This is a genomic window from Paenarthrobacter sp. NPDC090520 (genome assembly GCF_044769205.1).
Classification (GTDB): Bacteria; Actinomycetota; Actinomycetes; order Actinomycetales; family Micrococcaceae; genus Arthrobacter.
In genome coordinates this window covers 1-12,425 of record NZ_JBIVXM010000024.1, presented here as the reverse complement: position 1 = coordinate 12,425, position 12,425 = coordinate 1, and the positions used below count along the sequence as shown (strand labels likewise).

Genomic DNA, 12,425 nt, shown 5'->3' with positions numbered 1-12,425 from the left:
CAGCAGCTGGTGGGGCGGTCTGGGGCTCCGGGGGCGAGATGCTCACGGTGGTCGCGATGATCATCCTCTGGGTTCCGCGCAGAGGCTGCCCAAGAGAGCAGGAGAAATATTCGGAATGTCGCGCCAGGCCTGTCTACGTCCGAAGTCGTGCCCGATCGTTGGTCTGAGCTCACTGAAGTGAGCGTCGACCCGGCGAACAAAGTCAGGATCGAATACCGACGGGTCGAGCACCATGAGCCATAGGCCAACGCGTGGCGAGTGATAGCCGCTGTGAGCCTGTGGCGCGTCAGTCGAGAAGTTTGCGCCGCTGAGAACCGAGAGCATTTCCACCATCAATGCGATGTTGGCGCCTTTGATGCCGCCCGACGGCGACATGGTCCCCTTCAGCGCCTGGTGAGGATCCTGGGTCGGGTGGCCATGGGCATCGTTGGCCCAGTGCAAGGGGATGCTGTCTCCGCGTTGGGCGGCTTCCCGGACTTGCACCCAGGCGACCTCGCTAGCTGCCTGATCGAATACCCGTGGCCGAGGCAGCCCGGGCAGCGCGAAAGATAGCGGGTTGGTGCCGGTTGCTGCCGTGCTGCTTCCATACAGGCTCATCAGCGCAGGCGAGTTGGACGCGGCCAGTGCAACGAAGCCTTCCTCTGCCATCGCGTTGGTGTAGAACGCCAACCCTCCTGCTGTGTAACCATCCCTCACCGAGAGCACTGCGATGCCGAAGTCACGTGCTGCCTTGGCGAGCTGGCGCCGTGCCATCGCGAACGTGACCTGCATAGCGCCGGCGTCCGCGCTTGCAACGAGGGACATCGGCGTGCGGGTCTCGATGATGGGGCGTGGGCTGGGGTTGAGGCGTCCCGCCCGGATGCTGTCCAGGTGGTCGATCAGATGGGCAATGCCGACGGAAGATTGATTGTTGCGCTCAGCGAAGATGGCGGCATCCACCAGGGCAGATACCGTCGCCTCGTTACCTCCCGCGCCTCGGATCGCGGATTCGCAGATCCGCCGCAAATCGTCCCATGTTTCAGTCAAGGCCTGACGCCCATCAAGGGGAGAAGAGCCAGATGGCATGTCATACCTCTCAAATATCACGGTGGAATCGTCGCGTTGCGACCACGGATTCGATGCAGCTGATCACGTCGTTAAGTCTCGATTAGGACGTGAAAAGTCTCCGCCACGACGAGCGGCGGAGGGTACTGCCACTTTGGCCCCACGACGGGGACATGGCATGGCGTTCCTGGGCCAGGCCGGCAACCGGGGCCTCGCTCTTCATCAGCCGGATTCGACGCCGCATGTACGAGCCGTCATCGTGCCCCTTCGTTACTCTGGCAACAAAGGGACACGATTACATCTAATCGTTGATAAATTGCCTTTATCGAGCGAGTTCAGCCCTCTCGAGGTGGCTGAAACCAATGGGTTCGTCACTCGCGCTGGCAATTCGCACAGGGAGGCCGGTCCGCGCGGACTCATAAATGGCGGTGATAATTTGCAGTGATTTCATCGCTTCACGTCCGCTGACGCTGGGCGCGCGTCCCTCACGTATTGCCCCAACGAAATCTTCCACCTGTAGCTTGTGAAGCGGCGCGAGCCTGGCGTTGATATCGGCTACGGGTATGTCGTCCTGGACTCCATTCGGGAAGAGATCAATGGTGCGCTCTTCTCCCCGGATGGCCCACAGGTCGTTGACGGCGTCGGCGCCCTCGGGGTATTCAGTGACGTTGACAGTGGCTCCATTATCGCCGGTGATCGTGATCCGCCCGCCGAGGCTCGGTGATGCTGTCACTGTTGCGGCGAGGGTGGCGACGGCGCCGGAAGCAAAGGTTATGAGGGCAGCGGCGGTATCTTCGACCTCAATGGTTTCTGTGTACACAAAGGTGCCCGCTTTCGCGCTGACCTCAACGGGCTCCCCCATGTACCACTGCAGCAGGTCGATGTAGTGGATGGCTTGCGTCATGAGAACCCCTCCGCCGTCCGCCGCCCAGGTACCCCGCCAGGATGCACTGTTGTAGTAGTCGAGTCCGCGATGCAGGAGGACGTGGCAGTGTCCGAGCATGGGCCGGCCCAGGCGTCCGTCGTCAATGGCTGTCCGCAGCGCTTGGGCGCCGGGCCAGTACCGGCGTTGATAGACGACGCCGAAAATGACCCCAGCGCTCTCGGCGGCCTCCACCATTCGTTCGGCGGCGTCGAGGTCAGTAGCTATGGGTTTCTCACAGAGAATATGGACGCCAGCCTGGGCGGCCTCGGTAACCACAGCCTCATGGGTGGGGTGCGGCGTACAGACGCTGATCGCATCAACCCCCAGTCCAATGAGGGCGCCCAGGGAATCGACTGCATGGGCGATGGCGCGTTCAGCTGCAAAGCTTTCGGCCCGGGCCAGGTCGACGTCGACGACGCCCACCACCTGGACGCCGGGGATGTCGGAGTACGACTTGAAGTGGTTGTCTGCGATGTTGCCGCAACCCACAATCCCTACACGGATCGGTTGGCTCATAAGTGGTCTCCTAAACGGGTCGAAGAATGCTGGGGCGCCGGAGTCGGTCCCCGGCTAGTTACCTGAACTGTCACGAGCGACCCCAAGGAGGTCACCAGCAACAGTAGATATATGTCCCACATCTTCTCACGTATGACAACAACTTGGAAGCCATCATGGCACATCGATGCGTACAAGATAGGCACAGCGACCAATAGTCGAAAGTCGGGGCGCCTAGGGCACGTGCTCGCTGTGCAGCTTGCCCATGTGTTCCTGGACGCAGGCAATCATTGCTCGCGTGCCGGGAGACAGAGCCTCGGGATCGCGGGTCACGATTGCGAACGTCTCGATCAGTGGCGGGTCAAGGCTCACTGAGTGCAGCGTCCTGGAGTAACCCAAAGCTTGGGCCACTGGTGCCGATACGATGGCCCCCGCCATTCCCGCAGCGGCGACCTCAAGGGCAGCGGATGGCGCCTCGACTTCAATTTCAGGAGTCAGGGTCACGCCGAGCTTCTGCGCCCGATCGTTGAGCTGCCGCCGGGTAGGATCCAACTCAGCCCAGCCGGACTCGGCCAGAACCAAGGGCCGGCAAGCCAACTCCTCCACCGAAACCGGAGTCGCTGTGAACGCGGGCTCTGCATGGAAGTACGTCGCCTCACAGGACCACAAAACCTCCCCGATGCTCAGGCCCCGTGCATCAATCGGCAAAGCAACGACACCGGCCTCCAGTTCGGAATTTCGCACCATCTTTGCAACCTGCGCCGAGTTCGCCCCGATCACGCGAACGTTGAGGTTCGGATACAGCCTTCGGAAGGCCGGGACCAACCCGGAAAGAACATACTGGCCACTGTTGAACATGCCGAAAGACACAGTGCCTTCAGTTCCATCCCTTATTCCGGACATCGACGCCATGGCCTCCCCGTACTCCTTCACCACCCGCCTCGCATGCGGTAGAAACCGCTGACCCGCCTCAGTCAATGTCAGGCCCTGCTTCGCCCGCGTGAACAACGAAACTCCAAGCGTATGTTCCAGCTTGCGGATCTGTTCCGAAACCGTCGGCTGCGCGACGCCCAAATCTTCGGCCGCCTGCGTCAAGGACCCCGCAGCAGTGGCTGCCAGGAAGTAGTTCATCTGAAGGATCGTCACCAAGCGCCTCCCTTGCTTCCGCGAAACGCACCCATCCGCGATGGGCGCACAACTCATGACAACAATTCATACAACTTAGCAAAAAGGGCTTGTACAACTCAAGGGTGATTTGTTTAGATGATCTCATTCTGAAGAGCCCGCCTATGGATACGGCGAGAGGATCCGGGCCTAGACCCGGATCAACGACGGCTTTGTCATCACAGTAAGCAGGGCGTGGAACCCGCCCTGCTCCAAACACGCGACAAAACACTCACTATCGAAAGGACGTGCTGTATGAGCCGCTATTGTGTCATTGGTGCCGGTGCTGCCGGTATCTCCGCTCTTGAGCAGCTGCGCATGGCTGGCTACGAGGTGGATTGCTTTGAGAAGTCCGGCCGTGTGGGCGGGCATTGGCACACCGATTACGACGCCCTGCATCTGATCACCGCACGGGACATGACCGGCATCGAGAACTTCCCGATGCCCGCCGATTACCCCCACTTCCCCCGCCGGGACCAGGTCCGGGCCTACCTGGAGTCCTACGCCCGCGCCAAGGGCCACTACGAGATCATCCGGTTCAACACCGCCGTCGAATCCGTGACCCCGATCCCCACCCCCGGTGCCGTCGGTTCCGCCGGCTGGACCGTGACCCTGGACACCGGCGAAAGCATCGACTACGACGGCGTGCTGGTCGCCAACGGCCACCTCTGGGACCAGAAAATCCCCACCTTCCCCGGAACCTACACCGGCAAACAAATCCACTCCGGCTCCTACCGGAACACGAAAGACCTTGACGGGGACCGCGTCCTGGTGGTCGGCGCCGGGAACTCCGGCTGCGACCTCGCCGTAGACGTCGCCCAAAACCGCATCGACGCGGACATCGTCATCCGCGAAGGCACCCTCTTCCAACCCAAAACCTACTTCGGCAAACCACGCCAGCAACTGGACTTCCTGGCCCAGTTCCGCCCCGAAGAACAAGACCTCATCAACCGGCTCATGGGCAAACTCTCCCTCGGCGAATGGCACAACTACCCCGGCATGCCCGAACCCAAATACCGGGCCCTCGCCGAAGGCCGCGTCGTCGTCAACGACCTGCTCTTCTACTGGATCCACCACGGCCGCATCCGCATCGTCCCCGGCATCGAACGCTTCAACGGCAAAACCGTCCACTTCACCGACGGCACCACCAAGGACTACGACACCATCCTCTGGGCCACCGGCTTCCACGCCTCCCTGCCCTTCCTCAACGAAAACCTCATCACCCGCAGCCGCAATACACCGCTGCGCTACGGCGGCGGCATCGTCCCCGTCGGCCTGGACAAGCTCTACCTCATCGGCCTCTGCGCACCCCGCGGACCACAAATCCCCGTCTACGCCGTCCAAACCAAACTCGCCATCAAAATGATCGAACTCCACGAACAAGCAGGAGAAACCGGGGCAGGCATCGAAGCCTACCTCGCCGCCTTCCAGGAACCCGACGACCGCATCGACATCGTCCGCGTCGAATGGGAAACCCAAATGAACGACACCCAACGCATCCTCACCTCATGGGGCAAGCTACCCGCCCGCACCCAAGAAACCACCACACACACCATCAACGCCTGACAAAAAGAAAAGGAACACCATGACCACCACAGACCTCACCCAGCGCCTTACCGGAAAAGTAGCCCTCGTTACCGGCGGCTCACGCGGACAAGGCGCAGCCCACGTCCGCCGCCTGGCCTCCGAAGGCGCCCGCGTCATCGCAGCGGACATCCTCGACGTCGAAGGCAAGGAACTCGCAGCAACCCTGGAAAACGAGGGCCACACCGTCCGCTACACCCGCCTCGACGTAGGCGACGCAGAAAACTGGACCCGCGTGATCGGCGAAATCGAGCAGGAGTTCGGACAGCTCGACATCCTCGTCAACAACGCCGGCATCATCCACGAAGTCCCCCTGGAAGAAGAAACCCAGGAACGCTGGCAGCGGATCCTGCAGGTCAACCTCACCGGCCCTCTCCTGGGTATGCAGGCCGCATTGCCCCTGCTCCGCCGGCAGAAAGGCGCATCGATCATTAACACCGCCTCGATCTTCGGACCGGTCGGAGCCATCAACAACGGCGCCTACTGCGCCAGCAAAGCCGGCCTCATCGGCCTGACCAAAACCGCCGCCCTCGAATTCGCCCCCTACGGCATCCGCGTCAACTCCCTCTGCCCCGGCGGGGTGAACTCACCCATGACCGAAGCCGACCCCGAAGGCGGAGTAGTCCCCGATACCCCGTTCCGCCGTCGCGCCAACCTCGAAGAAATCTCCGGCGTCGTCGCCTTCCTCGCCTCCAACGACGCCAGCTTCATCACCGGCACTGAAATCACCGTCGACGGCGGATACACCGCCCGCTAGCTGTCATGAGCGATACTGCTGGCCCGCCGCTCGTTGGCGGCGGGCCAGCAGTACCCACCGGCTAGTACCAAGGCAAGCGGCGCCCATCGCACTCATGGTCTTCTTTGGCAGTTTTCGCCTGGTAGGTCACGAAGGCTGCTGAAATCCCTGCAGAACCGAGAATCGCAAGGCAGAGTCCAATCGTTAGCAGGAGCACGCTAGTCGACAGAACCGAGCAGACGACTCCTCCAGTGAAGAGAAGCGACATCGCGACATAGTACTTCTTGGACATTGGAGTTCTTTCTGTGCCTGTCCTAGTGGATTTCATCTGGAGGGTGCTTGGCGAAGTCCGGGACCCGCGCCGCACACGCCACGCCCCTGAGCGCCCTCAGCGGACGTAGTCGGCACCGGTGACGTCTATGGTTGCACCGGTGCTGTGCCGGGAACGGCCAGAGGCGAGGAACGCGATGACTTCGGCTACATCCTCTGGCGGTGTGATTTCGCCCAGTGGGAGGCTTTCAAGCAAAACGGGGTCGATGGCAAGATCACCCGCCATGTCGGTGGCCACCCATCCTGGTGACACGGCGTAGGCGAGAACGTTCTCAGACGCATAACCACGGGCAATCCCTTTGGTGAGAGCCAGTAGCCCACCCTTCGCGGCCCCATAGGCGAGGTGGTCGGCGTCGTCTCCTTGGTGTGCTGAACGGGCCGTGACATTCACAATCACACCGCCGCCGCGCTTGCGGAAGGCGAGGATGGCCGAGCGGCAAAGATCGGCCGGGGCCAAGAGATTCAGCTCGTAATTGTCAGCCCAGCTTTGTGTCCATGCGCCAGCGTGGGTGATATCGGACCTGAGCCACGCTCCCGCGTTGTTCACAAGGACGTCCACCCGGTTGCGCCATCCCGCCGCCTCAGCCCAGACCCGCGCACGGTCCGCAGCGTCGCGAAGGTCGCCTTGAACGACGGACACTCGCTTACCAAGCTCAACTGCAGTGGCGTTTACGGATTCCTCGTCGTTTCCGTAATGTAGGACAACATGAGCCCCTTCGCGATGCAGGACTTTGGCGGTGGCTCTGCCGATGCCACGTGATGCCCCCGTCACCAGCACTGTTTTACCGGCCAGCATTCCTTGCCATTCCTGGGTATCGGGCCGCTGGTTGGTCATGGTCAAAATGTCTGAGCGCATCGTCAATGCTTGGCAAAGTCTCTCGAAACACTGACGGTGCTGTGGTCTACTGCCCATGCTTCGAAAAGTTCAGCCTTCTCAAAGAGCCTTCGGTCTCTGTTCCCGCTGCGCTGCAGCCATAGAATGCTCCCGTCGTCAGTCACTGTGTCGACGCGACCAAAGACGATGGCCCGGCCAGCGCGTCTCATCTCGACGAGCACTCCCGGCAGAGTGGTCCAGTCGTCTATCATCCGAAGCTCCATGAGTCTTATCTCTCTAAAAGTGATGGGGTTTTGCCCTTGCCGAAGGATGGCTCGATTAAGCTCGGTTCCTTAGATTCCATCCAGCGCGTAAATCTGACCAGTCTGCACACCATCAACCGATTTCAGGAAGGCCCGGCCTACGGCGGCGGGAGAAATGTGATTGAAGCCTGGGAATGCGTCGTAGAACTCCTCGCTGCCTTCAAGGACAGTCGGCGAGACGATGTTGATCCGAATGCCACGCGGTAGCTCCGTGGCTGCAGAAATCACGAACGATTCCAAAGCACCATTGGCGAGCGCCGCCGCAGCACCGTGTGGGACTGGCTCGCGGGCCGTGATTCCGCTTGTAAGCGTGAAAGACCCCCCGTCCTTTACAAAGGCGACCCCAATCCGCACAACATCGAGCTGTGACAACACCTTTCCTTCGAATGCCTCACGGTAGTCATCTGCGGTGAGTTCAGTGACCGGCCGAAACGGGAGCGTTCCGGCCGCTGTCGCAACGACGACGGCGTCGACCTGCCCCACAGTCTCGAAGAGAGCGCGTATCGAGTCGGAATCAGTTGTGTCCACTGCCGGGTTGGTGTTCCTCCCGACGCCGACGATTTCATGATGACTCCCGAGTGCCACCTCGGCGGCCGAACCTATCTGCCCGCCTGCGCCGATGATCAATACAGTCATTCTGTTTCCTCAATCCGTCCTGCCCCCCGGGAATGCGACGGAGGTTATCGCCGTATCAGACATCTCATACTTTATTAGACATCTTATCCGAGATAGTGGCGATCATCTAGGGATAATTGACGGCCCCGAGGCGAGCCGGAAACCACTCGCCGTAGCCCTCAGTGATAGTTATGTCAGCGTTCTCGATCAAACCTTGACACCCCTCGCGTGTATTCCCTAGTCTTTGATGGGTTCTGCTATGTTGTCATACAACTCCGTTGTTATCCAACAATATAGTTGGATACCCGCCCATGGTGTTGGGCCCGGAGCGACCATGATGACACCCAGACACACATCCAGATAATCAGGAAGAAGACAATGACCGTCCAAACCCTCTTTACCCCCCACGCCTCTCAGGCTTCCGGTCCCTACTCTCACGGCAGACGCGGTGGCGACATCATTTTCACGTCAGGGCAAATCGCCTTGCATCCCGAGACAAACGAACTGCTGACCGGTGTTCGGGAGAGCACCAGACTTGTACTCGACAATCTGCTCGCGATCGTCGAAGCAGGAGGCGGGAGCAAGGAAACAGTCGCAAAGGTGGACATCTTCGTCAGGTCGCTGGACGACTACGACGAGATCAACAAAGAGTATGCGGCGTTCTTTGGGGATGTGCGGCCCGCGCGGGTTCTGGTGCAGGCAGTCTTGGCTCCGGGCGCCGTGCTGGAGGCATCCATGGTCGCTTTCGCCAAAGACTGAGCCAAGGAGCGCATTCCTGCCAGAACGCCGCCGGTAAACTCTGAACGAGTTGCCCGGCGGCGTTTCTCGCGTCTGAGGACGGCGTACTCGACGGAGAATCTGCTGTTGACCGTTCAAGTTTTGGCCGCGGATGCCAAACCCGCTCTTTGGGCTCAGGCAACAGTCTCGTGCCCCGTATCAGCTTCGCTTAGCTGGCTACGCTGTTTTCAGCCGCAATCAACTCAAGGAAGTGTTCCCGCATACGGGAGGCGTCGGCGTCGCGCCCCGTAAAGAGGCTGAATGCGTCTGCCGCCTGACGTACGGCCATTCGACCGCCATCGAGCACACGGCAGCCTTTGGCGCGCGCTTCCTGTACCAGCTGCGTTTCGAGCGGGCGATAGACGATGTCTGCTACCCAGTGGCTGGGTTGGACAAGGGAAATGTCCAGCGGAACGCCTGGATGAGCGGCCATGCCGACCGGTGTCGTGTTCACCAGGCCATCGGCAAGGGGCATCACGTCACAGAGGTCTTCCATCGACCGGGCCGTAACAGCTGCATCTGGGAACAGTTCCGACAACTGGCTAACGAGTTCACTGAAACGGGCCGGGTTCCTTCCCATCAAGTCCAGCCTTTTGACCCCAGCGGCCAGCAGAGCAAACGCGACGGCGGATCCCGCACCGCCGGCACCCAACTGCACGACGTGCTCCAAGCGTGCCCCTGGGAGGCCTTCTGCCAAGGCTGCGGTGAATCCGGAAAAATCGGTGTTGTGCCCGATGTATCGACCATCCTGGATAAGTACGGTGTTTACGGCACCAAATTGACGGGCATCGTCGGAGACCTGGTCCAGGTACTGCAGCACCTGCTGTTTACAGGGATGCGTCACAGCCACCCCGTTGAAGCCCATCTGGCGCGCCGCTGTCAGGAGATCGCCGACTGCAGCGCCGGGCAACCCAAGTTCATGCAAGTCGATAGGTCGGTAAAGGTAGCGCAAACCCAGATGGTCCGCCTCCCGCTCGTGCATGGCGGGTGACAGGGACGGCATGACGCCCTCGCCTATCACACCAATCAAAAAAGACTCGTCCTTTGTACTCATAGTTGTTCCCCTCCTGGCAGTAACTTGGGTAGTTCGGTCAGCGGACGGTTACCGCCTCCAGCGCTTCTGCTCGTGAGACCGCCAGATTACGTGCCGTTGCTGCTTCATTGCTTGGTCCACTGGCGTCGGCTCCCGCAGGGGTGGTTCCTTTGTCCGCTCGCGCCGCAGGGCGACGATGGACGTGTCGTCCAGCGTCGCCCTGCAGTAGGACCAGGTTCTGGTTAGAGCTCGGTGGGTGCGCCGGGCTCGCCGACGGAGGGGTCGATTCCGTACTTCTCGAGAATCTTCTTGATGGTTCCGTTCTCGCGGAGCTTCTTGATGTCTTCGTCGATGGCTTTGCCAAAAGCGTCGTTATTAAGGCTGGAGGGCAGCATGACCTGTCCGACGGCGGCGAACTCCGGGACGTTGGCGTTCGGCGTCACGTTGATGACAGTTGCTCCCTCAATGGGTGCGCTCTTGAACCGGTAGTTTGCCGATGCTGCGGATGCCACCAAGGCGTCAATGCGGCCGGCTTTAAGATCAGCGTAGACGGATTCTTCGTCCTGGTAGATCTTGAAATCGTCCCCAAGCCACTTCTGCAGGCTGTCGTTGTAGAGGTTGCCGGCAACTGAAGCGACCTTCTTGCCCTGCAGTTGGTCGCTGGTGAGACCCTTGGTCGAGACGATGGCGTTCGGATCGGACCACAGCGGGGTGCTCATGTAGACAACCTTCATTCGGGCCTTGGTACGCAGCCAGTTACCTGAACCGATGTCAGCCCGGCCTGACTGAACCGATGAGATGACAGCCCCGGCACCGCCGGAGGTGCTCACGTTCAGCTTGAGGCATTCCAGCTTGGCAATTTCGGTGATCAGCTCACCCTCAATGCCAGTGAAACTATCGCCCTGGGGAACGGTGATCGGCGCGAAGTCGTAGCTCGCCACCGTGAGCTCACCTTCGGTGACGGTCTTGATGTCTTGATGTGCGGGCGTGCAGTCGGATGAGCCGGTCGCGGATGAACCTCCACCACAGGCGGCGAGGCTGAGTGCGACCAGGCCGGCGGCGGTGCCAGCGGAAAGGGCGCGCACGAGATTGCGGGGAATTCGCGACATGATTTCTCTTTCTTTATGGGAGTGATGGGCAAGACGCCCAGGGATGAACGGATAACAACAGGGGGTTGATCAGTTGCGTTGCAGGTGGCGGCCGAGCCGCCATTCCACGATCTTGACGAGTCCGAGGAAGACCAGAGTGATGGATCCATAGATCACTGCCGTGAGTACGTAGACGGAGAGGTACTGGAAAGTGATGGAGCCGATTTCGAAGGCTTTGGACATCAGTTCAGGGACGGCGATGACGAACGCGAGGGCGCTGCCCTGGAACATCATGACGGCGAGCCCAGCCAAAGGCGGTGTGGAGATCCGGAGGGCTTGGGGAAGAATAATGAGCCGGAACCCGGTCCAGCCCCGCAGCCCGGAGGTCAGTGCGGCCTCCTTTTGTCCGAGGGGTACCGAGGCGATGCCTGCGCGGAAGTATTCGGAGGCGTAAGCACCCGCGTTCCAGGACAAGGCGATGACCGCGGTGGTCAGGGAGGTCAGGGTGATCCCGGCGTCGGGGAGGGAGAAGTAGAGCAGGTAGAGCAGGACCAGGGCGGGCAGGCCGCGGCCGACCTCAACGAAGAGGAAGCTGATCCATTGCAGTGGCGCAAGTTTCGCTTCGGCCATGACGGCCAGTAGGAGCCCGAAGGGGAAACCGAAAAGGAGCGAGAGTCCGGTGAGTTGCAGGCTGACTCCGAGTCCTGGGGTGAGGTTGGGCATCCAGGAGAGCCATTGGGTGATCAGGTCCATCACGCTACTCCGATCTTTCTGCGCAGTTTCAGGTCCACCCTGCGGGCGATGAGCGCAACGACGAGGCTGATGATGATGTACAGGGCGCCGGCGACGACGAAGGAGAGCAGCCCTTCGTGGGTCTGTTTGGCACCTTGTTGGGCGTAATAGGTGATTTCCCGGACACCGATGGTGGAGGCCAGGGCCGAGTCTTTCAGCAGGCCGATGCCGTAGGTCGCGATCGCGGGCAACGCGACCCGGAACGCTTGCGGGGTTATGACATGGGCGACAGTGGTGACGCTGCTCATGCCAAGGGCGTGAGCCGCTTCCCGTTGCCCGTCCGGGATGGACAACAGCCCGGAACGGTAGATTTCCGCCATGAACGCCGAAGCGATGATGGAGAACCCGATGATCGCTGCCTGGATCGTCGACAAGCGCAGCGCGAACTGCGGGAGGCCAAAGTAGATCAGGAACAGCCAGGTGATCGGAGGGATGACCCGGACGATATTGATGTACAGGGACGCAATGGTGCGGATGATCCCGAACGGGGAACGGGCCGCTCCGACCAGGACGAGGCCGATGAGCCCGCCGAAGAGCAGGGAAGCGCCGGTGACGTAGAGCGTGAGCCCGACGCCCTGGGAGATCTGGGCCAACAGTTGCATGATCATGGGGTTACCGGTCCAGGACGGCTTTGAGGAACTGCCGGGTCCGCTCGTTCTGCGGGGCGGACATGACTTGTTCGCTGGGCCCGATTTCCAGGACCCC

Annotated in this window: 12 protein-coding genes; 3 read left to right on the top strand and 9 right to left on the bottom strand. The window is 60.8% G+C overall.

The genetic code is table 11. The features are described 5' to 3' along the window. Positions 1–60: 60 nt before the first annotated feature. The 3 genes from ACIQTZ_RS20965 to ACIQTZ_RS20955 all read right to left on the bottom strand — a co-directional run bounded on the left by ACIQTZ_RS20965 (position 61) and on the right by ACIQTZ_RS20955 (position 3,610). Positions 61–1,026 (bottom strand): Ldh family oxidoreductase, encoded by a 966-nt coding sequence (locus ACIQTZ_RS20965; RefSeq protein ID WP_402983661.1) that lies wholly within the window; start codon positions 1,024–1,026, stop codon positions 61–63. A 340-nt stretch (positions 1,027–1,366) separates the two neighbouring features. Then, positions 1,367–2,485, bottom strand: a complete 1,119-nt coding sequence (locus ACIQTZ_RS20960; RefSeq protein WP_402983658.1) for a Gfo/Idh/MocA family protein — start codon at positions 2,483–2,485, stop codon at positions 1,367–1,369. A 213-nt stretch (positions 2,486–2,698) separates the two neighbouring features. Beyond that, a complete protein-coding gene (locus tag ACIQTZ_RS20955) occupies positions 2,699–3,610 on the bottom strand; it encodes a LysR family transcriptional regulator (protein ID WP_402983655.1) in 912 nt (303 codons plus the stop codon). A 273-nt stretch (positions 3,611–3,883) separates the two neighbouring features. Here ACIQTZ_RS20955 and ACIQTZ_RS20950 point away from each other — a divergent pair, with 273 nt between their 5' ends. Next, entirely contained in the window at positions 3,884–5,194 is a 1,311-nt protein-coding gene (locus ACIQTZ_RS20950) for a flavin-containing monooxygenase (RefSeq protein WP_402983652.1), read from the top strand. A gap of 19 nt (positions 5,195–5,213) precedes the next feature. Further along, positions 5,214–5,969, top strand: a complete 756-nt coding sequence (locus tag ACIQTZ_RS20945) for an SDR family NAD(P)-dependent oxidoreductase (RefSeq protein WP_402983649.1) — start codon at positions 5,214–5,216, stop codon at positions 5,967–5,969. A gap of 367 nt (positions 5,970–6,336) precedes the next feature. On the opposite strand, the gene ACIQTZ_RS20940 is transcribed toward ACIQTZ_RS20945, so the two are convergent. Both ACIQTZ_RS20940 and ACIQTZ_RS20935 read right to left on the bottom strand, forming a co-directional pair. Next, positions 6,337–7,113, bottom strand: coding sequence for an SDR family NAD(P)-dependent oxidoreductase (locus ACIQTZ_RS20940; protein WP_402983646.1), 777 nt, complete (start codon positions 7,111–7,113; stop codon positions 6,337–6,339). A gap of 332 nt (positions 7,114–7,445) precedes the next feature. Next, the gene (locus ACIQTZ_RS20935; RefSeq protein ID WP_402983644.1) at positions 7,446–8,051 is read right to left on the bottom strand and encodes a short chain dehydrogenase; all 606 of its coding nucleotides are present in this window, start codon (positions 8,049–8,051) and stop codon (positions 7,446–7,448) included. A 357-nt stretch (positions 8,052–8,408) separates the two neighbouring features. Between ACIQTZ_RS20935 and ACIQTZ_RS20930 the strand changes: the two genes are divergently transcribed. Further along, complete coding sequence (locus tag ACIQTZ_RS20930; RefSeq protein WP_402983641.1) at positions 8,409–8,789, top strand: RidA family protein; 381 nt, start codon at positions 8,409–8,411, stop codon at positions 8,787–8,789. 187 nt (positions 8,790–8,976) lie between these two features. On the opposite strand, the gene ACIQTZ_RS20925 is transcribed toward ACIQTZ_RS20930, so the two are convergent. The 4 genes from ACIQTZ_RS20925 to ACIQTZ_RS20910 all read right to left on the bottom strand — a co-directional run bounded on the left by ACIQTZ_RS20925 (position 8,977) and on the right by ACIQTZ_RS20910 (position 12,328). Next, positions 8,977–9,861 carry a shikimate dehydrogenase gene (locus tag ACIQTZ_RS20925; RefSeq protein WP_402983638.1) on the bottom strand — a complete coding sequence of 295 codons (885 nt, stop codon included), beginning with the start codon at positions 9,859–9,861 and terminating at the stop codon, positions 8,977–8,979. A gap of 221 nt (positions 9,862–10,082) precedes the next feature. Next, positions 10,083–10,949 (bottom strand): substrate-binding periplasmic protein, encoded by an 867-nt coding sequence (locus ACIQTZ_RS20920; RefSeq protein ID WP_402983635.1) that lies wholly within the window; start codon positions 10,947–10,949, stop codon positions 10,083–10,085. Positions 10,950–11,018: 69 nt separating this feature from the next. After that, a complete protein-coding gene (locus tag ACIQTZ_RS20915) occupies positions 11,019–11,681 on the bottom strand; it encodes an amino acid ABC transporter permease (RefSeq protein WP_402983633.1) in 663 nt (220 codons plus the stop codon). After that, entirely contained in the window at positions 11,681–12,328 is a 648-nt protein-coding gene (locus ACIQTZ_RS20910; RefSeq protein WP_402983629.1) for an amino acid ABC transporter permease, read from the bottom strand. Before ACIQTZ_RS20910 ends, ACIQTZ_RS20915 begins: the two co-directional genes overlap by 1 nt. Positions 12,329–12,425 lie beyond the last annotated feature (97 nt).